General features: G+C 36.2%; 21 protein-coding genes. 18 read left to right on the top strand and 3 right to left on the bottom strand.

Annotated features, from left to right (window positions below; genetic code table 11):
- Positions 1 to 5: 5 nt before the first annotated feature.
- Together SFC25_RS15320 and SFC25_RS15315 are read right to left on the bottom strand one after the other, a co-directional pair.
- A complete protein-coding gene (locus tag SFC25_RS15320) occupies positions 6 to 1,103 on the bottom strand; it encodes a response regulator aspartate phosphatase (RefSeq protein ID WP_411216127.1) in 1,098 nt (365 codons plus the stop codon).
- A 172-nt stretch (positions 1,104 to 1,275) separates the two neighbouring features.
- Positions 1,276 to 2,634 carry an MATE family efflux transporter gene (locus SFC25_RS15315; RefSeq protein ID WP_411216126.1) on the bottom strand — a complete coding sequence of 453 codons (1,359 nt, stop codon included), beginning with the start codon at positions 2,632 to 2,634 and terminating at the stop codon, positions 1,276 to 1,278.
- 209 nt (positions 2,635 to 2,843) lie between these two features.
- Here SFC25_RS15315 and SFC25_RS15310 point away from each other — a divergent pair, with 209 nt between their 5' ends.
- From SFC25_RS15310 to SFC25_RS15295, 4 genes are all read left to right on the top strand, one after another.
- Entirely contained in the window at positions 2,844 to 3,194 is a 351-nt protein-coding gene (locus SFC25_RS15310) for a hypothetical protein (RefSeq protein ID WP_411216125.1), read from the top strand.
- An 83-nt stretch (positions 3,195 to 3,277) separates the two neighbouring features.
- The gene (locus tag SFC25_RS15305; RefSeq protein WP_411216124.1) at positions 3,278 to 3,964 is read left to right on the top strand and encodes a Na-translocating system protein MpsC family protein; all 687 of its coding nucleotides are present in this window, start codon (positions 3,278 to 3,280) and stop codon (positions 3,962 to 3,964) included.
- A gap of 71 nt (positions 3,965 to 4,035) precedes the next feature.
- Positions 4,036 to 4,557 (top strand): ATP-binding protein, encoded by a 522-nt coding sequence (locus tag SFC25_RS15300; RefSeq protein WP_411216123.1) that lies wholly within the window; start codon positions 4,036 to 4,038, stop codon positions 4,555 to 4,557.
- 86 nt (positions 4,558 to 4,643) lie between these two features.
- The gene (locus SFC25_RS15295) at positions 4,644 to 4,805 is read left to right on the top strand and encodes a hypothetical protein (RefSeq protein ID WP_411216122.1); all 162 of its coding nucleotides are present in this window, start codon (positions 4,644 to 4,646) and stop codon (positions 4,803 to 4,805) included.
- On the opposite strand, the gene SFC25_RS15290 is transcribed toward SFC25_RS15295, so the two are convergent.
- Positions 4,799 to 5,845, bottom strand: a complete 1,047-nt coding sequence (locus SFC25_RS15290) for a C40 family peptidase (protein ID WP_411216121.1) — start codon at positions 5,843 to 5,845, stop codon at positions 4,799 to 4,801. The genes SFC25_RS15295 and SFC25_RS15290 overlap by 7 nt on opposite strands.
- Positions 5,846 to 6,176: 331 nt before the next feature.
- Here SFC25_RS15290 and galU point away from each other — a divergent pair, with 331 nt between their 5' ends.
- The 14 genes from galU to SFC25_RS15220 form a co-directional block, all read left to right on the top strand.
- Positions 6,177 to 7,061: a UTP--glucose-1-phosphate uridylyltransferase GalU gene (galU, locus tag SFC25_RS15285; RefSeq protein ID WP_411216120.1), complete on the top strand. Its 885-nt coding sequence runs from the start codon at positions 6,177 to 6,179 to the stop codon at positions 7,059 to 7,061.
- A 311-nt stretch (positions 7,062 to 7,372) separates the two neighbouring features.
- Positions 7,373 to 8,140, top strand: coding sequence for a YveK family protein (locus SFC25_RS15280; protein WP_411216119.1), 768 nt, complete (start codon positions 7,373 to 7,375; stop codon positions 8,138 to 8,140).
- On the top strand, positions 8,115 to 8,807 hold the full coding sequence (locus tag SFC25_RS15275) for a CpsD/CapB family tyrosine-protein kinase (protein WP_411216118.1): 693 nt from the start codon (positions 8,115 to 8,117) through the stop codon (positions 8,805 to 8,807). Before SFC25_RS15280 ends, SFC25_RS15275 begins: the two co-directional genes overlap by 26 nt.
- Positions 8,808 to 8,882: 75 nt before the next feature.
- Positions 8,883 to 9,656, top strand: coding sequence for a tyrosine-protein phosphatase (locus SFC25_RS15270; protein ID WP_411216117.1), 774 nt, complete (start codon positions 8,883 to 8,885; stop codon positions 9,654 to 9,656).
- A gap of 181 nt (positions 9,657 to 9,837) precedes the next feature.
- Complete coding sequence (locus SFC25_RS15265) at positions 9,838 to 11,658, top strand: polysaccharide biosynthesis protein (protein WP_411216116.1); 1,821 nt, start codon at positions 9,838 to 9,840, stop codon at positions 11,656 to 11,658.
- 21 nt (positions 11,659 to 11,679) lie between these two features.
- Positions 11,680 to 12,819 carry a DegT/DnrJ/EryC1/StrS family aminotransferase gene (locus SFC25_RS15260; RefSeq protein WP_411216115.1) on the top strand — a complete coding sequence of 380 codons (1,140 nt, stop codon included), beginning with the start codon at positions 11,680 to 11,682 and terminating at the stop codon, positions 12,817 to 12,819.
- Positions 12,812 to 13,450, top strand: a complete 639-nt coding sequence (locus SFC25_RS15255; protein ID WP_411216114.1) for a sugar transferase — start codon at positions 12,812 to 12,814, stop codon at positions 13,448 to 13,450. Before SFC25_RS15260 ends, SFC25_RS15255 begins: the two co-directional genes overlap by 8 nt.
- Positions 13,447 to 13,983 (top strand): GNAT family N-acetyltransferase, encoded by a 537-nt coding sequence (locus SFC25_RS15250; protein WP_411216113.1) that lies wholly within the window; start codon positions 13,447 to 13,449, stop codon positions 13,981 to 13,983. Before SFC25_RS15255 ends, SFC25_RS15250 begins: the two co-directional genes overlap by 4 nt.
- Complete coding sequence (locus tag SFC25_RS15245) at positions 13,964 to 15,055, top strand: aspartate aminotransferase family protein (protein WP_411216112.1); 1,092 nt, start codon at positions 13,964 to 13,966, stop codon at positions 15,053 to 15,055. The genes SFC25_RS15250 and SFC25_RS15245 overlap by 20 nt, the downstream gene beginning before the upstream one ends.
- 1 nt (position 15,056) lies before the next feature.
- On the top strand, positions 15,057 to 16,052 hold the full coding sequence (locus SFC25_RS15240) for a peptidoglycan bridge formation glycyltransferase FemA/FemB family protein (RefSeq protein WP_411216111.1): 996 nt from the start codon (positions 15,057 to 15,059) through the stop codon (positions 16,050 to 16,052).
- Positions 16,052 to 17,254, top strand: coding sequence for a glycosyltransferase family 4 protein (locus SFC25_RS15235; protein ID WP_411216110.1), 1,203 nt, complete (start codon positions 16,052 to 16,054; stop codon positions 17,252 to 17,254). The genes SFC25_RS15240 and SFC25_RS15235 overlap by 1 nt, the downstream gene beginning before the upstream one ends.
- A 31-nt stretch (positions 17,255 to 17,285) precedes the next feature.
- Complete coding sequence (locus SFC25_RS15230; protein WP_411216109.1) at positions 17,286 to 18,380, top strand: glycosyltransferase; 1,095 nt, start codon at positions 17,286 to 17,288, stop codon at positions 18,378 to 18,380.
- A 3-nt stretch (positions 18,381 to 18,383) separates the two neighbouring features.
- Positions 18,384 to 19,502, top strand: coding sequence for a glycosyltransferase family 1 protein (locus tag SFC25_RS15225; RefSeq protein WP_411216108.1), 1,119 nt, complete (start codon positions 18,384 to 18,386; stop codon positions 19,500 to 19,502).
- A 19-nt stretch (positions 19,503 to 19,521) separates the two neighbouring features.
- A partial coding sequence (locus SFC25_RS15220; RefSeq protein ID WP_411216107.1) for a lipopolysaccharide biosynthesis protein occupies positions 19,522 to 20,007 on the top strand: 486 nt, incomplete at its 3' end.

Below are 20,007 nucleotides of genomic sequence, written 5' to 3'. Positions count from 1 at the left end.
TATTATCACCTCCTTGAATGGAACATTACAATGTTATTGTGATTTCCAAGGGCTAAGCGATAGAAATGGTTAGCACGTTCAAAATCTTTTTCATTTGTGTAGAAGGTCGCAAGTTCATCTGCGCAGATTTGAGTTTCGAAGAATCTCTTTTTACCTTTGAAGTATTCTACAGCATCTGTTAGTACCTGAATGTATTCATCTTTGTCAATGTAGCGAGTATAGAGTATCTTGAACTTCCAGTAATAGTCTCTATCGGTTTCTTGTCCAATATAATCCATTCCTAATCGATAGTAATAAATAGCATTTTCGAATTTTCCTTCTTCGAAAGAAATACTAGTTAACATATAAAGAGTGGAAAGGTAGTTCTCAAAATCTTGATAAGGTAAGACCTTTTTTAAATATCGTGTTGCTGCTCCATATAAACGTTTACGTTCATAAAGTAAACCTAAATTATGATAGATGCTCACTTTAACCATCTCATCACTCATGGCGTTTCTGTCTTGAAGTGCTGAATGCAGATACTCTTCAGCCAAATCAAACTCGCCCATATCAATATAGTTCAATGCTATTAATATCTTTGCTCGCGTCAATTTTCTTTCATAAGACGGATACAGCTGATAAATATAAATAGCCTTCTCTGCATAAATAGCAGAACGATTTGTATAATCCAAGTAATAAAGAGCAGACGCAAACACATCGAAGAATTCTGCTTTTTCTATTTCGTCCTGGATATAGCCAAGATAAGGTTCGACTTGCCCATATTCTTCAATGGCATTGTAATAGTCCTTTGTCGAATACAGGTACATGCCCTTGAACAGATGCAGATAGTAGAGATGCTCTTCCTTGAGATAAGGAGAGAAGTTTTCTACTTGGCTGATCAGCTTTTCTGCTTCCGTATAATTCTTGCAGAGAATATGATGGCGGCTGTGGATCAGAAGTGCTAGCTTGACGACGTCGTCATTCGCTTCACCTTTAGCGAGCTGTTCGGATACTTCCGTTTTAAGCTTTTCCGCTGCTTGGACTTTCTTCAATTTGATATTCATATACCACAAATTGAGCAGTTCCCTTAGCTCTTCTGAGTTGAACGTGACGTCAGAACGCATCAGTTACACTCCCTAGTCTGTAAGATTTTGCCTGAATCAAGCATAGCATGTTTCCTAGCAGATTTTTATTGGGAAAGTAGGTCGAATTTTGTGACATTTATTTAGGTTTCCATGCATTGTTCTTGGAAACCAGGAAAGTTGTACAAAAAAACACCTCCAAGAATGGAGGTGCTTATACAGCGGCTTGCTTTTGTTTACGCTGGATGAAACGCAGTCGCAGGAAGAAGCCGATTGCAGCACAGGTTAAACCGAGCGTTATTCCAACCCAGAACCCGAATGGTTCTAGTGATGTGAATCTGGATAATAGATATCCGCTTGGCAGACCGACGATCCAATAGGAAATAAAGGCAATGATAAACGGAATGGTAACATCCTTGTATCCGCGGAGCACGCCCTGCAGGGATGCTTGGGCTGCGTCGGAGAACTGATACATAATCGCGAACAGCATGAACTGCATAGCAAGCAGTACGACAGCTCGATCGGATGTATAGAAGTAACTGATTTGTTCACGGAAAATAAACAACAGCAGACTTAATATACCGATGATCACGAGTGCAGAGCTGACACCAAGAATCGCGTATTGCTTGGCGTGGGTCATCCGGCGGGCCCCGACCTCATGCGATACTACAATCGTCATACCGATAGAGATGCTGAGCGGCACCATGAACATGAGCGTTGTAAAGTTCAATGCTGTCTGATGGGCTGCGATTACGGTTGTATCGAATAGAGAACCCATCAATAGCGTTACAACACTGAAGATACTCGCTTCGAAGAAAGTGCTGAGCCCCATCGGCACGCCGATTTTCAATTGTTCTTTCCAAGCCTGGAATGATACCTTATACCATTTGACGAACAAATAATGCGTACGCATTTCCTTCAGCTTGAATGTCAGGAACACACTTGCACCGAATATGAACCAATAAGTGATGGCTGTCGCATAGCCAGCACCAGCTCCGCCAAGCTCCGGAAAACCGAAGCTGCCGAAAATGAGCAGATAATTCAGCAGTGCATTGATTGGCAAAGCCATCAAGAGTATCACCATCGTTACTCGGGTATAGCCTTGTGCATCAAAGAAATTACGCAGCACGGCACTGGCAAACAGCGGGATAATACCGATGGAAAGTCCGTGCAGATAATTTGTTGCAACTGTATGTACGTCAGCACTTAAATCCATGATCCCAAGTACAGGCTGCAGCGCAACTGCACCGATAGCCAATACAACCAAGGAAATCGCGATTGCCAAATAAAATCCTTGCATCACCGTCCGTCCAACATCGCTGCGACGGTTATTGCCGATCAACTGTCCGACCATTGGCGTGATTGCCAGCATGATTCCTGTCAATCCTGTATAAACTGGCATCCAGAGACTGGAGCCGACAGCCACACCAGCCAGATCATCTGTGCCGGCACGTCCTGACATCATGGTATCCAGCACCGTCATGGCATTGTAGCTGATCTGTGTTACGAGGATAGGCCATAATATGTGAAAGAATAAAGACGCTTTTTCGCGTATCGTATTTGTAGGATACATAAGTCCGCCCCCAGTTGTCGAAATAAGTAAAGTCACAGCACCTAGTGTATCATAACCCCTGATGCAAAGCACATTTGCCCTGGTTCAAAAGTTTCATAAAGCCTGTGGATAAGTCGTTTATATTTTTGCTGGAAGGGTACATAACAAGTAGCAAGCCACCTAAGAAAAAAAGAATTGCAACTGCTTAGACAGGAAAGGAGTGGTAAGAGATGACTTGCCCTTCATTGACGTTAAGTGTGCAGGATTTTGTCGAGCGAACAAAAAGAGGTTCGTCCATAAACGATAATTACTTTTTCGTTTTCAACCATAAGCCGATCGTGGCGAAAATATATATAGACAAGCATATGATCGAAATTCCAGATCTTCATGACATCATACTCGAAAAAGGAACGGATGGAAAAAACAGTCTGTTCTTTATGCCACAATCATTTATTTATGAAAACCCGAAAGCAAAGCGGACATTGGACGATATGCCCCGCATAATCCTGGAAGGAGAAGAATTATCCATGTCAATGGAACAAAACAACGAAGCCTACACCATGACGATTAAAATTCGTTAGTGCAGGCTTTTTTTTATATCCAAATAAGGCGCTGATAAAGTACAATAAAAGTAAAAAATCTATCGGAAACAGGGTATACGAGAATGAATATAAAAGAACAGCAAAAAGAGCTGGCAGGATTCACGGCAGGGCTTTTGCGAAAACACTTTGGAAAAGGTCCCGAAGCGGTATTTGTTTCTCTTTCAGAGGACATAGTATGCATATATGTGCGGGATTTGCTGACACCAGTTGAAAAGGTGCTTTTGGAACAAGAGCAATATGCAATGGTCTACGATACACGAGATACGCTCATGGAAAAATGTCTTCCGGAATTGAAAAAACAAATTGAGAAGGGCACAGGGCGCGACTATCAGCACTTCTTTTATGATTGGAATATAGAGACAAATGGCGGTGTTATCGTAGCCGCAAGAGATAGTATCATCACGATAGATCAAGAAGAATCTTCTCTGCAGATCAATGAGCTTGTGTCTATGATCACGGAATCGATTCAAAAGTTGCCAAATACAGTAAAAACAGTTACACTAAATAGTAGAACTCTCGTTATCTATCGCGATGGCATCCTGGTAGACATAGAGAAAGAGATTTTCAAACTGGGTGAGACAGAAGTGTTGCGAAGAGCGAAAAGCAATCTGGAAAAGGACGCGCTCCGCAAGGCATTTGATCAAGAAAGTCATCTGCTGGAAGGCGCTGTACAAGAAGTATTCGCAGATTGGGAGTTTAAAACGGATCGGAGCATCATTGTCGTCATAATAGATCCTTTCAAAAACTAACTTAATCATATTGGCTAGCAATCAGCTGGGCATGGAACTAGCGATAAAGCCAAAGTAGGGGCATCAATACAGTGTCTTTACTTTGGCTTATTTTAATGGTTCTAGGCCAAACAGAAGGAGACCTATCTATCAGTATATGCAAGCAAACGGTGTCAGCTCCTGGTGAGGGGAAGGTGACGGAAGTGAAGATAGAAAATGAAAAAGATATTGTCACGAGCAGATCATGCGGCAGGAAGCTAGCAGCAGACTTAGGATTCAGCGCGGTCGAACAAGCACGCATCACTGCAGCCATCTCAGAGCTTGCCCGTAACATTTATAAATATGCAGGCAGCGGAACAATCTGTATCCGCAGCGAAGAAGAAGAAAAAAGAGTCGGTATTTATATCATCGCGAAAGATAATGGGCCTGGGATACAAAATCTGCAGGAAGCCATGCTGGACGGCTTTACAACTGGCGGCGGATTAGGTCGCGGACTTCCTGGTGTAAAACGTTTGATGGATAATTTCGACATTACGTCTTCTGAAACAGAAGGTACACGTGTAGAAGTAGCTAAATACAGGATTATTCATAAAAGAGGCTTATTCCGAATGTAGGAATGAGCCTTTTTTTGTGTGAAAGTGAAACCAAGTATCGTGCTGAATCGTCTAATAGATAACAGAATTAAAGAGAGGGGAAACAAATGCTTCAACTCGTTTTCTATGTAATCGGTGTCGTAATAATGCTGTTCCTGGTGGCGGAAGTTGCCCGCCAGCTGACAGATCTTCGCAGGCTCATCACGTCTGAAAACAAAATAAAAAAGCCTGAGACAGAAGGTTCTGTCCCAAGCTCTTATGATCAATAGAAGCGTTTGTAGCTATCGAAGTGCTTCGCGTAGTAAGAGTTGCTTGTGCTTGTGATACGTACGCCATCGTTATCCGCGTGGATGAACTGACCGCCGCCAAGGTAGATACCCATATGGGAGATACCAGCTTTATACGTACCTTTGAAGAAGATCAAGTCACCAGGCTGCGGTGAGCTTACATAGTAAGAACGGTTGAAGTAACCTTCCGCAGATGTACGGGAGATATCAAACCCGGCGTTCTTGAATGCATAGTAGATGAAACCACTGCAGTCGAATCCAGCAGTTGTAGCTCCGCCCCATACATAAGGTTTGCCAAGCTGGGATTTAGCAACGCTGATCAGCTTGTCCACACTCTTAGAAGTCTTAGCGGAATCCACTTGTGTGTTATTCGCAGGCTTCGTAGAAGAAGATGAACCGCTGCTCGCTTTACCATTGATCTTCAATGTTTGACCAACACGGATCACATCAGAAGATAGGTTGTTCCAGCTTTTCAGGTTCGCAACAGAAACGCCGTTGTTGTTCGCAATCTTCCATAGTGAGTCGCCAGACTTCACTTTATAAGTAGAAGAAGAACTGCTGGATGAGCTTCCGGAATTAGAGGAAGAGCTGTTATTCGATGAAGAAGAAGAGCCTCCTGCAGAAACCTTCAGCTTATCACCAGGATAGATCAAGTATCCGGAGATATTATTCCATTTTTTCAAGTTGCTCAAAGAAATCTTATGTTTAGCTGCAATACCACTCAACGTATCACCGGATTTAACAGTATATGTAGATGCACTGCTAGAAGATGATGAAGATGTCTTAGTAGTAGATTTAGATGAACTGGATGAACCAGATGTCTGTAATACTTGGTTAGGGAAAATGATAGAGCTTTTCAGGCCGTTGATTTCCATCAATTTATTTACGGAAGTATCGTATTTGCTAGCAATCTTCCAGAGCGAGTCGCCCTTCTGAACTTTGTAAGATGCAGCGTCAACAGTTGTGGCATATGAACTAGCAATTACCGCAGTAGCAGCAAGGGTAACAATCGTCTTTTTCATTCTAGTAACGTTCTCCTTTATTTTCATAATCCATAGAAATTAATCATACTATAGCATAATTTGGCACCTAGATTACCAGAATTTACGCAGTTGTAATGTAACTGTAATATTAAACACGTATATTGTAGGGAAATGTAGAAAGTTACCTATTGAGCCGATTCTGAAAAGTATGTTACTATTTTTACAGTTTCAGTAAAGGTAGAGGGACTTTAGTATGAGTTGCGCTTTGCCGAATGGAAATATGTTTTATCTTCATTGCATCGGGAAGTATAATTTGTACGAAACACTCTACACGCTATCTACATACACTACATAAAGAGGTGCAGAACACATGAGAATCAAAAAGGCCATCATACCAGCTGCAGGTCTAGGAACACGCTTCCTGCCCGCAACAAAAGCACAGCCAAAGGAAATGCTGCCAATCGTCGATAAACCGACAATCCAGTACATTGTCGAAGAAGCTGTCAAATCCGGTATCGAGGATATCATCATTGTCAGCGGACGCGGGAAACGTGCGATTGAAGACCACTTCGACAAATCCTACGAACTAGAGGATCAGCTGATCAAGAAGGATAAAATGAAGATGCTTGAAGAAATCCAAGACATCTCCAACTTGGCTGATATCCACTACATCCGTCAAAAAGAAGCAAAAGGACTTGGCCACGCCATTTCTACAGCGAAGAAATTCATCGGCAACGAGCCATTCGCCGTATTGCTTGGTGATGACATCGTGAAAACAGACGGTACACCAGCATTGAAACAATTGACAGAGGCTTTCGAAAAATATCGCGGTTCAGTTGTTGGTGTACAGCAAGTACCCGAATCCGAAGTATCCAAGTATGGTGTAGTTGCACCTCAGGGTTCCACTAGCGAACCTAACTTGATGCAGGTTAGCGACTTGGTTGAGAAGCCGAAGAAGGAAGAAGCACCTTCCAACTATGCAATCATGGGCCGTTATGTACTGACTCCGGAAATCTTTGATATCTTGGAAACTCTTCCTGCTGGTGCTGGTGGAGAAATCCAGCTTACAGATGCAATCAAGGAATTGAACAAGAAACAAGCTGTATACGCATGTGAGTTCACTGGAGATCGTTATGACGTTGGGGATAAATTCGGATTTATTAAAGCGACAATCGAATTTGCGCTTGATCGACCTGATCTTAAGGATCAATTAGAAGACTATATTAAAAACTATGTAATGAAAGATAAAGAATAAAGTTAAGTTCCCAAAAAAACAAGCCTTATTAAAGGCTTGTTTTTTTATTTTAATTTATTTGTAAATACGCCCCCTAATTGGAAATTCTATGATATACTCTTCTGTGTTTGCTGGAAAACAGATAAAAAGAACTATATATTATACTCATTTTTCCTGGGATAACAACGTTTTTTGTAAAATATTTTACCGTTCGACAAAAAATGTCATTGCAGAACTAAGTAATGAAGATATAATAAAAAAGTATGTAATTGATAGAAAGTTAGTATTACTTCGCAGATTTTGACAACTAGATTAAAAACGGAGGGACATGAATGGAAGAAACGATATCTTTAAAGGAAATTTTTACACTGCTTAAGAAACGAGTAGTAATGATTTTATCTTTGATTATTAGCTTTGCTGCAATCGCATTTATTGTTAGTTATTTTCTCATTACACCTACATATACTGCAAAAGCATCAGTCGTCGTCAATCAGGAAGAGAATGTTGATGTCTCGGCACTGAATACGGCGATACAATCAAATATTAGCTTAATCAATACATATAAAATTGTAATGACAAGCCCTGTGATTTTAGATGAAGTTGCTAAAGAGATGAATCTAACTTTATCCTCGACTCAAATAGCGGAAAAGCTGGAAGTTACATCAGAAGCAGATACACAAATCATTACTGTTACAGCTACTGACACTAGTCAAGCAAAGGCTGCAGAACTTGCAAATACTACAGTAGACGTTTTTCAAAATGAAATCCCAGAATTGATGAACTTAGAGAACGTGAAGCCATTATCCCTGGCAGAAAAAGTGGACAACCCGTCTCCTGCTAGCCCAAATATACTATTAAATACGGCTATCGCTATGGTACTAGGCGCAATGGTTGGAATCGGTCTTGCATTCTTGCTTGAATACTTGGATAACACGGTCAAAACAGAAACAGATATTGAAAAGAAAATTGGTATTCCTGTTATTGGATCTATCAGCCATATGACAGAAGCCGATCTCGTGACGAATAAGCAATATAAGACTACAGCTCAGAGAAGAAATGTAAGGGGAGACTATAATGGCCAAAAGAAAAAAACAGTTTAAGACAAATGTCCGTTCCCTCATTACAAAACAAAATCCGAAGTCTCCAATCTCAGAACAGTTCCGTACATTGCGAACTAATATTGAATTTGCTTCAGTAGACGAAAAAATTCACAGCATGCTGATTACATCTTCTGGACCGTCAGAAGGAAAGTCATCTGTTACAGCTAACCTTGCTATTGTGTTTGCTCAACAAGGGAAAAAAGTAATACTTATAGATGCTGACTTGAGGAAGCCTACAACCCATTACACCTTCAAAATGGATAACCGTACAGGATTGAGCACGGTACTTATTGGAGAGAAAACATTGGAAGAAGCTGCTCAGCAAACGGATATACCGAATCTTGATTTGCTTACATGCGGACCAATTCCACCAAACCCGTCTGAATTATTAGGATCAAATGCTATGAAAAGACTATTGGAATTAGCAGAAGAGACTTATGACATGGTAGTAATTGACACACCTCCAGTATTAGCAGTCACGGATGCACAAATCCTAGCCAATATTTGTGATGGTTCTATTATCGTTGTTCGTAGTGAGCAAACAGAATACGATTCAATCCTTAAAGCAAAGGAACTAATCGAACCTGCTCAAGCTAAGTTACTTGGTGTTGTCCTCAACGATGTGGCACAAAAGCATTCAAATACGTATTACTACTACGGAAACTAATAAACAACACACTTAAGAGCAATGTTGCATAGGTATCCGCGCGCATTGCTCTTAAGTATAAATGGAGTGAAACAAATGATCGATATTCACTGTCATATATTGCCGGGAATTGATGATGGCCCTCGTACTATAGAAGAAAGTCTTGATATGGCAAGAGCTGCAGTAGAAGAGGGGATTAGTACAATTGTAGCTACCCCGCATCATCGAAATAATCAGTTTGATAATTACTATGCCGATATTATAGAAGATGTAAGCAACTTGAATAATGCATTAATAGCAGCTAATATCCCATTGACTATTCTACCCGGTCAGGAAACAAGGATTTACGGGGAATTAGCAGAAGGTCTTGATGAAAAAGAAGTTCTACCAATAAACCAGCACACACCCTACTTATTGATTGAACTCCCGACAGCAACTTTCCCAAAATTCACGAAACAACTACTTTATGATTTACAAGTACAAGGCTATAAACCAGTGATTGTCCATCCTGAGCGTAATAGGGCTATATTGGAGGATCCTAATCTATTATATGAAGTCGTAAAGGGGGGAACCTTAACTCAAGTGACAGCAGCAAGTATATTAGGTAAGTTCGGTAAGAAGATGCAGCAACTCAGTTTCAAACTGATTGATAGTAATCTCTGTCATTTTGTCGCGTCTGACGCACACAACATTCGTAATAGGACATTTGTACTGCGAGAAGCCTACAATCTCCTAGAAAATGAATATGGAGCAGCATTCATAGCACAAATGCAAGAAAATGCTGCCGATCTTATTGAAGGAAGAAACATTGTAGGCGATATTCCAGAACGTATTAAAACAAAGAAGAAGTTATTTGGCATCTTCGGGTGAATATTTGGAAAGGTGGGATTCCTATCAATCAATTTGATGCTTTGCCTAAGTCAATTAAAAAGACAATGCGCTATATCAAGCAGGATGCACCTCTTCAAAAGCTCCTATTAATACAAAAGTTAGTAAATGAAGCCATAGATAAGAGAATTCAAATTGAAGAAAGTAAGAAGGGGAGGATCTCTTGAGTTATTCAAAAAGATTAGCGCTGCTAGTCGGTATGGATTCATTTATTGTATTATTTTCTGTTTATGTTGGTTATTATTTTTTAAACCCATATTTCGGTATATTCACATCTAAGATGCTGTTAGTCAGTTCACTAACATTACTTATAACACATCATATTTTCTCATTTATTTACCGGCTTTATCATAAGGTTTGGTCTTATGCTAGTACTGGAGAAGTTATTGCAATAATTAAAGTCGTTAGTCTATCTGTAATTTCTGCAGCTATTGTCCAATCCATTTTCATAGGCAATATATATGTGCGTGTCTTATTCTTAACTTGGCTATTGCATATCTGTTTAATCGGGGGCAGTAGGTTCTCATGGAGGTTATCGAAAGATAGACTGATTAAATCAAATATAGTAAAAGAAAACACGTTAATTGTAGGTGCTGGTGCTGCTGGTACGATGCTTGTAAGGCATTTACTAAAAAATCATGACCATGAGTTACAGCCTGTTGCATTTGTAGATGATGATCTAAATAAACAAAAGCTTGATATTTATGGAACTCCAGTTGTGGGTGTGACTGCTGACATTCCTGCGATTGTAGCGAAATATAAAATCAAGCACATTATCTTGGCCATTCCGTCACTTAACAAACATAAAATGCAAACAATTTATCAAGAATGTAGCAAAACCGATGCTACCACCAAGATTGTACCAATGTTAGAAGATATTATTACTGGAAAAGTATCTGTACAGCAGTTTCGGGATGTACAAGTAGAAGATTTACTAGGAAGAGATCCTGTGGAGTTAGATGTTCAAAGTATCTCGGAAAAATTAACTGGTAAAATCGTCTTAGTTACTGGAGCAGGTGGATCAATTGGGTCTGAAATATGCCGGCAAGTATCTAAGTTTAAACCTAAGCAGTTACTTCTATTAGGTCATGGAGAAAATTCTATTTATACAATTGATATGGAATTAAGAAATACAATTGATAAAAGTATCGAGATTATACCTATAATCGCTGATGTACAGGACAGAGAGAGAATCCAGCAAGTAATGGATGTATATCACCCAGACGTTGTATACCATGCTGCTGCACATAAACACGTTCCATTAATGGAGTACAATCCTAAAGAAGCAATTAAGAACAATGTTATTGGTACAAAAAATGTAGCGGAAGCAGCTGATTTAGCCAACGTAACTACTTTTGTACTTGTTTCAACAGACAAGGCAGTGAATCCAACCAATGTTATGGGATCGACTAAGCGAATTGCAGAAATGATAATTCAGGATATAGACAAGCGCAGTACTACAAAGTTTGTTGCAGTAAGGTTCGGGAATGTCCTTGGAAGCCGGGGGAGTGTCATTCCGTTGTTTAAAAAACAAATCAAGGCAGGGGGACCATTGACGGTCACTCACCCCGAAATGACGAGGTATTTTATGACTATACCTGAGGCATCAAGGTTAGTTCTTCAAGCTGGAACACTAGCTAATGGTGGGGAAATCTTTGTATTAGATATGGGCAAACCGGTTAAGATTGTAGATTTGGCAAAAAACTTGATTAGATTATCAGGGTATACTGAGGAAGAAATAGGCATTAAATTTGCTGGTATACGGCCTGGTGAAAAGATGTATGAAGAACTTCTTGGCAAAGATGAAGTTCATGAGGATGCTATCTACCCTAAAATCTTTGTTGGGAAATCCATAAACGGGGATTTCTCCCGCGTAACAACACTGATTAATAATTATCAGTTTTATGATTCTAAGTATATTAGAGATTATGTATTAAGCTTGGCAAATAATAATGAAGACTTACTAGTTGGTAACATGAATTGATCTATGAGGAGGACAATTATAATGAAAGATAGAATTTTTTTATCATCACCACATATGAGTGATGAAGGTTATGAAAAGTTATATGTACAAGAAGCTTTTGATACAAACTGGATTGCTCCTCTTGGAGAAAACGTAAATGAGTTTGAGAGAGAGTTAGCGCTGAATGTGGGTTCTGAAGCAGCAGCAGCTCTTTCCTCAGGAACAGCTGCCATCCATCTTGCGTTAATAGCAGCTGGTGTGGGTCAAGGGGACATTGTATTTTGTCCAACACTTACTTTTTCAGCTACTGCTAACCCAATTATCTATCAGAGTGCTATTCCTGTATTTATTGATAGTGATTTCGAAACATGGAACATGTGCCCTGAAGCTCTTGAAGAAGCCTTTACAAAGTATCCTCACGTCAAAGCAGTTATTGTTGTACATTTATACGGACTATCTGCTGATATGGATAGAATAACTGAAATATGTAAAAAACATAACGTTATTTTAATTGAAGATGCAGCTGAAAGCTTAGGAACGTACTATAAGGGCAGACAGACCGGTACTATAGGGGACTACGGAATTTTCTCTTTTAATGGAAATAAGATTATCACTACTTCAGGTGGTGGAATGCTTGTTTCAAATAATGAAGAAAAAATTAAGAAGGCTAGATTCTGGGCTACACAAAGTCGTGACCAAGCAAGGCATTATCAACACAGTGAATTAGGTTTTAATTATCGTATGAGCAATATAGTAGCTGGAATAGGGCGTGGTCAGCTTAAAGTTCTAGAACAAAGAGTTGAGAAAAAGAAAGAAATATATGCTTTCTATAAGCAGGAATTAGAAGGGTTAGATGGGGTAGAATTTATGCCTAATAACACATGGGATAATCCAAATTACTGGTTATCCAGTATAATTCTAAACGGCATTGTAAGACCATATGATGTAATGGAGGTCTTAGAAAAAGAAAATATTGAATCAAGACCTGTATGGAAGCCAATGCATATGCAACCTTATTTTAAAGATTTTGATTTCATTGGTAGAGGAGTAGCAGAAAAGTTATTTGAAAATGGAGTATGCTTGCCAAGTGATACAAAAATGACACTTGAAGATTTAAGCAGAGTTGTTGAAACAATAAAATCTGTCTTTAATTCAAGAGAGGAAGTTATAGTTCGTGTATAAATTTTTTTTGAAAAGGTTATTTGATGTTCTTTTTGCGACAATGGCAATAATTGTTTTATTACCAGTTATAATTCTGGTTTCTATTATTATCAAAATTAATCTAGGTAGTCCTATACTATTCAAACAAGATAGGCCAGGAAGAGACGAAGAAATCTTTAAGATGTATAAATTTCGCACAATGTCTGATAAAAGAAATTCTAACGGTGAATTACTACCTGACAGTGATAGACTTACAAAACTCGGGAAATTTTTGAGGAGTACCAGTATTGATGAATTACCTGAACTAATAAATATTCTTAAAGGCGAAATGAGTTTAATAGGACCGAGGCCCTTAGCGGTAATATATCTACCTTATTATAATGAAAGAGAAAAAGTTAGGCATTCAGTTAGACCAGGGTTAACGGGTTTGGCTCAAGTAAACGGTAGGAATGCATTAAACTGGGATGATAGATTCGAACTTGATATAAGTTACGTCAATAATATAAGCGTATTTAATGACATAAAAATATTATACTTGACCTTTGTAAAAGTTTTTAAGCGTGAGGGTGTTGCTGTAAGGGGAACTACAGAAATAATGGATTTCCATGTTTACAGGCAAATGGAAGTGAAGAAAAAAGGGGGGACTTTATGAACATTCAAGATAATGAATTAAAATTAAGGGCGGTAGAAATTGACGATAAGGATCTTTTGAAAGATATGATAAATGATCCCCAAACTGAAAACATGGTTCTTGGCTGGTCTTTTCCAGTCTCAGATAAACAGCAGATAGAATGGATTCAAGCTGTAAATATGGATTCGAGGAATTTGAAATTAATTATACAAACAAAGGAATCGGATGCAGTAGGATTAATTTCTTTAACAAGTATAGATATGAAAAATCGAACAGCAACAATAAATGTCAAATTAAACCGTAGAAATAAGAATAAAGGTATTGGATACAAAGCAGTTAACTTGATTTTAAAATATGCTTTTAATGAACTCAATCTAAATACTATAGCAGCAAATATATTAGAATATAATGAAGGATCTCAAAAATTGTTTGAAAAATGTGGTTTTGTTAAGGAAGGAATTCTAAAAAATAGAATATATAAAAATGGAAAATATCATGATATCTTATCTTATTCTATAACAAGGGAGAATTCACATGAGAGAAATAGGGAGTGAATTTTGGTTAGAGGATGAATTTATTCTTGAAAATGATTATCCTCAACTCCCATCATGGTTAGAGTTAGGTTTTGATAATAGGCTTGTATTATCTGGTAGGACAGCAATTGATTTAATCTTGGAAGATTTGAAACCTCAAATTAAAGATGATACAACAGTGTATTTTCCTTCTTACTGCTGTGACTCGATGTTACAACCATTTATAGAAAGAGATATAAATGTTGAATTTTATGAGGTTTATTTTGATAAAGGATTAAAATATAAAATTGATTTAGATGAAAAGTGTGATATTTTCTTTGCAATGAATTATTTTGGTTTTACTGAAAGTAATATGAACGATTTCATTCTAGCTTTTAAAAGAAAAGGTATCACAGTTATAGAAGATGTAACTCACTCGCTACTGTCGAAATGTAATGCTGAGAATTATTCACATTATAAAGTTGCTAGTATAAGAAAATGGTTTCCAATATTGAGCGGTGGTTTGGCTGTAAAAATTGAAGGTTCTTTTACAATTGAAACTTGTAACAAAACGAATAATAAAATGATTCAGTCAAGATATGATGCAATGGCACTGAAGAAAAAATATATTCACGATTATCAAATTAATTATAACTTGAAAGAGATTTTTTTGAATCTATATAAAGAAGCAAATGATAATTTAAATAAGAATTATAGGTTATTTGCAATGGATAAAAAGTCTATTAATATTTTAGCTAACTCAGATATTAATTCTATTATAGAAAAACGTAGGGAAAATGCATCTGTTATATTGGATTACATAAATGAGAATAAAGGTAATGATATAATTCCCGTTTTCTCAAATCTTAAAGATGAAGATTGTCCGCTTTTTGTACCAATAATAATAGAACAAAACAATAGGAAGAAATTACGTGAATTCTTATCTAAGAATAATATATTCTTGCCTGTGCATTGGGGAAAACCTGTACTTATTAAAGGGGAATATATACAAATGTACGATAGAGAACTGTCAATAGTTTGTGACCAAAGATATGATACACAAGATATGGAGTATACATTAAAATTAATGGACACTTTTGTAAGGAGTTTATGAGATGCGAAAGATTGAGGATATATACTTCGATGGTCAATATGGTACCTTGTATGAAAAAGTTGAACAAGGAAAAGCTCATGTTTTTAATTTTAAGCATGAGGCAGGAAGAATAGAAAATCAATTCATAAAGAGAAAAATACCAATAGAAGGAAACGATAAGTATTTTGATATAGTAACTCCGTATGGTTACGGAGGCCCGATCATTAAAAATACTGTAGACGGTCGTAAATCAGAACTTATTTCCGCATATGAGTGTGCATTTAAGGAATTTTGTTTAGAGAATAATATTATTAGTGAGTTTATAAGGTTTCATCCAATAGTTAATAACGCTTTAGACTTTAAACCTGTATATGATATTGAATTAATTAGAAAAACTTTAGGAACTAATCTATCATCCTATGAAGACCCAATAGCTAGTGAATTTTCAAAAAAATGTAGGAGGAACATAAGAAAAGCATTAGAAAAAGGTATTACATATGAAATTGAAGAGGGGCCAGTAGATATAGGGGGATTTATGGATATATACTATTCTACTATGAATAGAAACAATGCTGGCGATTATTATTATTTCGATGAAGAGTATTTTGTGAATACAATTAATTTATACAGAGATCACATAGTTCTAGTAAAAGCAATATTAGATAATAAAGTAATTGCGCAAGGTTTTTACTTTGTCTTTAATGATTATATTCACACGCACTTATCTGGAACACTATCAGAATACATAACTTACTCACCAGCATATATACTTCGTTATGCAATAACTCTTTGGGGAAAAGAAAAAGGATTCAAACTAATACATCATGGTGGAGGACGTACAAATTCTGAAGATGATACTCTATATAAGTTTAAAAGAAACTTCTCAAAAAATACTCAATTTGACTTTTACATAGGTAAAAGAGTTTGGAACCAAGTAATTTATAAAGATCTTTGTGACATAACGAACACAACTAAAGAGGCTGAGTTTTTCCCTGCCTATAGAAGTGGGCTGAAATAATGAAGGACATACTAATAGTAGCTCACTTTACACAAACACCAGGAGAGCCAGGAAATGGTCGCTTTAATTATTTAGCCACTGAATTATCAAATAGAGGATACAGGGTTGAGATAGTAAGTACAAAATTTTCGCATAGAACAAAGAAGAATAGAGTAGAAAGTCCGTTTGAATCCGCATTTAAAATAACTCTATTAAATGAAACAGGTTATACAAGAAATGTTTCGCTGAAACGCTTTTATAGCCACTATTCATTTGGTATCAATTTAAAAAAGTATCTTAAAAATAGGAAGAAGCCTGATTTGATATATTGTGCTGTACCTTCCTTAGATGCAGGATATGTAGCAGCACAATATGCTAAATCCAACAATATTAAATTCATTATAGATGTGCAAGATTTGTGGCCTGAGGCATTCAAACTTGTATTTAATACGCCTTTGATATCTAATATTATCTTTTCTCCAATGAAACTTAAAGCGCATTATATTTATAAAAATGCTGATGATATAATTGCAGTATCTGACACATATCTAAGAAGAGTATTAGAAGTAAATAACAAAAATATTAAAGGCAGTAGTGCTTACTTAGGTACTGACCTTCAATACTTTGATGATATTATTGTTCAGAACCCAAAGATTAATAAACCTTCTAATGAAGTATGGATAGCTTATATTGGAACATTAGGGCATAGCTATAATATTGAAGCAGTAATTGATGCTCTCAAACACTTAAAAGACAATTGTACAAATAACATTAAATTTATTGTTATGGGTGACGGTCCTCTAAAATCTAGATTTGAAGACTATGCTAAACAAAGAAATATCAACCATATCTTTACAGGTAGACTGCAATACGAAGAAATGGTTACGTATTTAAGGAATTGCGATATAGCTGTGAACCCAATTAAGAAAAGGTCAGCTGCTAGTATCATTAACAAAGTTGGCGATTATGCAGCAGCTGGATTACCAGTTATAAATACACAGGAAAGTGAAGAATATAGAGGACTATTAGAGAAATATGAAGCGGGATTAAATTGCCAAAATGATAATCATATTGATATTGCAGAAAAAATAAGGCTCTTAATATCTAATTCCGATTTGATTAAACGTCTAGGGAAAAATAGTAGGTTACTTGCAGAAAGAAAGTTTGATCGAAGAAGTAATTATAAATCAATAATTTCTAAAATCGAAAAGTACTTGAAATAGCTGTTATAGGATTGTATAGAAAGGAATATATATGAATATCTTACATGTATCTAGTATAACCAACAACAAAGCAAGTGGAATTAGTAATGTAGTACCATTACACGTGAAATATCAAAGTGAAATTGCAAATGTTGCACTTCTAAATTGTACTAGTTACAAACCTATAATTAATAGTGAAAACAATCTGCAGATATACAACTTAGCTGAAGATTGTAACAACAAAAGTATTGCAGATCTTCCGTTTCCATATAATAAACCTGATTTAGTAGTATTTCACGGTGTGTATTTTCCTGTTTACTCAAGGCTTACAAGATACTTAAAGGATAATAATATTCCCTATATACTAGTACCTCATGGAAGTCTTACAAAACCCGCAAGAGAAAAAAAGAAGTTAAAAAAGATAGTTGGAAGTTTATTGATATTTAATCGATTTATTAAAAATGCAATGGCAATCCAATATCTGTCTAATGAAGAATTAGAAAACTCTTCCCCGAAGTCTAGTCGCTCTTTTATTGGGAGTAATGGAATGAATGTAAATTCTGTAAAGAAGGAAATATTATCAGATATAGGTTTAAACTTAGTATATATAGGAAGATTAGATCCATTCCATAAAGGTCTAGATATATTAATAGAAGCATGTAGTAATATTCATAAAGAAATGAAAGAGTTCAGAATAAAATTAAATATATATGGACCAGATCATGAAGGTGGCGCAAGCAAAGTAATTGAACTTATAAATAAATTTAATGTTAAAGATGTAGTGATAATTAACGACGGTATATTTGGAGAAGAGAAAATTAAGATACTTTCAAATTCAGACGTTTTTGTTCAAACGTCTAGATTTGAAGGGCAACCCATAGGTATTATGGAGGCATTAAGTTTTGGGGTACCAGTAATTGCAACACCCGGTACTAATATGGCAGATGACATAGATAATAAAAAATGTGGTTGGAAAGCTGATTTAAATGCAACTGACATTGGTTCTACAATAATAAAGGCATATAATCAGAAACATCTTTTGAAGGATATGTCATTGAACGCCAGAAAATTTATAAAGAGTAAATACGATTGGAATCTAGTGGCAAAAGACACAATTTATAAATATAAAGAGCTGTTAGGGAGATAAAAAATGATTAGAGTCCTACATGTGGTGGGCAGTATGAACAGAGGCGGTATAGAAACGTTTATTATGAACGTGTATAGAAATATCGATAGAACAAAAGTTCAATTTGATTTTGCAGTTCATTCTACTAAAGTAAGTGCATATGATGAAGAGATTAAAAGTCTAGGAGGTAAGATTTATTATATAACTCCTAGAACAAAGAACATATTCCAGCATTATAGGGATTGGATTAAGTTGTTTAAACATAAAAAGCAAATTGAAATAATACATCAGCATGTATCTTCCTTAACGTATGTTAATCCTTTAAAAATCGCATCTTGGTTTAATATCAAGACACGTATCGTACACGCACATAGTACAGAAGCCGAAAGTAAGATACATTTTTTATTACATAAATTTAACAGTAAAATGATTCATAAGTATGCAAATACTTATTTCAGTTGTTCTGATAAAGCGTCAAATTGGTTATTTCAGGATTCAAAGATAAATACAAACGATATAACCATTATAAAAAATGGTATAAATTTAATTAGCTTTAAATATGACAATAAGATTCGTAGAAACCTTAGAGAGAAATTAAATTTAAACGAAAACTTTGTAATTGGACATGTAGGAAGATTTTCTAATGTAAAGAATCACAAGTTTGTAATTGACATATTTAGTGACTTTAATAGTAAGGTAAATAAATCAAAGTTACTGCTAATTGGAACAGGAGAACTTGAATATGAAGTAAAGGAATATGTAAAAATTAAAGGCTTAGGATCTGATGTGATTTTTCTTGGGAGTATTCCAAATGTAGGAGAATACATGCAAGTGATGGATAGTTTTGTTTTCCCATCTCTCTATGAAGGATTAGGAATGGTACTGGTGGAGGCTCAAGCATCTGGTCTTACTTGTTTTACATCAGAGGGAGTTGTTCCTACAGAAGCGAACGTTACGGGCAGAATAAATTACCTTCCATTAGAATTAGGGGCAGAAAGTTGGTCTGAAAATATAATTAATAAAGTCTATAATAAGAGTCCTAAAAGAGATCAGGTTTTTAAAAAAGAATTAAGTCAATATGATATTAAAGACGTAGCTTTTAGACTACAAGAATATTACTTAACTAAGTCGAATTTAATTTAATATATTTGGAGTTATTTATATGCGTATAAAAAGTTCAATAAAGAATTTATCATATGCCGTGGTTGGTCAGACTATAGGTATTCTTATCAGTTTTATATCAAGATTAGTATTCATTCAAATCTTAGGGACTGAATATTTAGGGATTAATGGGTTATTTACTACTATCTTAAGCATCTTATCACTAGTAGAATTAGGTCTAGGACCCGCAATGACGTATAGTTTATATGATCCACTCTCTAAAAAAAATACAGAGACTGTTAAGTCCTTAATGGTATTTTATAAAAAAGCATATATATTTGTTGGCTCTGCAATTTTAATATTAGGTGTTGTGTTTCTGCCTTTTTTGGATTTCTTTGTGGGGAATGAACACAGTATTTCAAATATCCACTTAGTATTTATGTTGTTTGTAGTTAACTCAGCGGTATCCTATTTTTACTCATATAAACGATCACTTATTATAAGCGATCAAAAACGTTATATTGCAACCTATTATAGATACCTCTTT

The organism is Terribacillus saccharophilus, from assembly GCF_046592595.1.
Taxonomy (GTDB): domain Bacteria; phylum Bacillota; class Bacilli; order Bacillales; family Amphibacillaceae; genus Terribacillus; species Terribacillus saccharophilus_C.
Note: the sequence above shows the minus strand (reverse complement) of the source record. Positions and strands in the feature narration are given on the sequence as shown.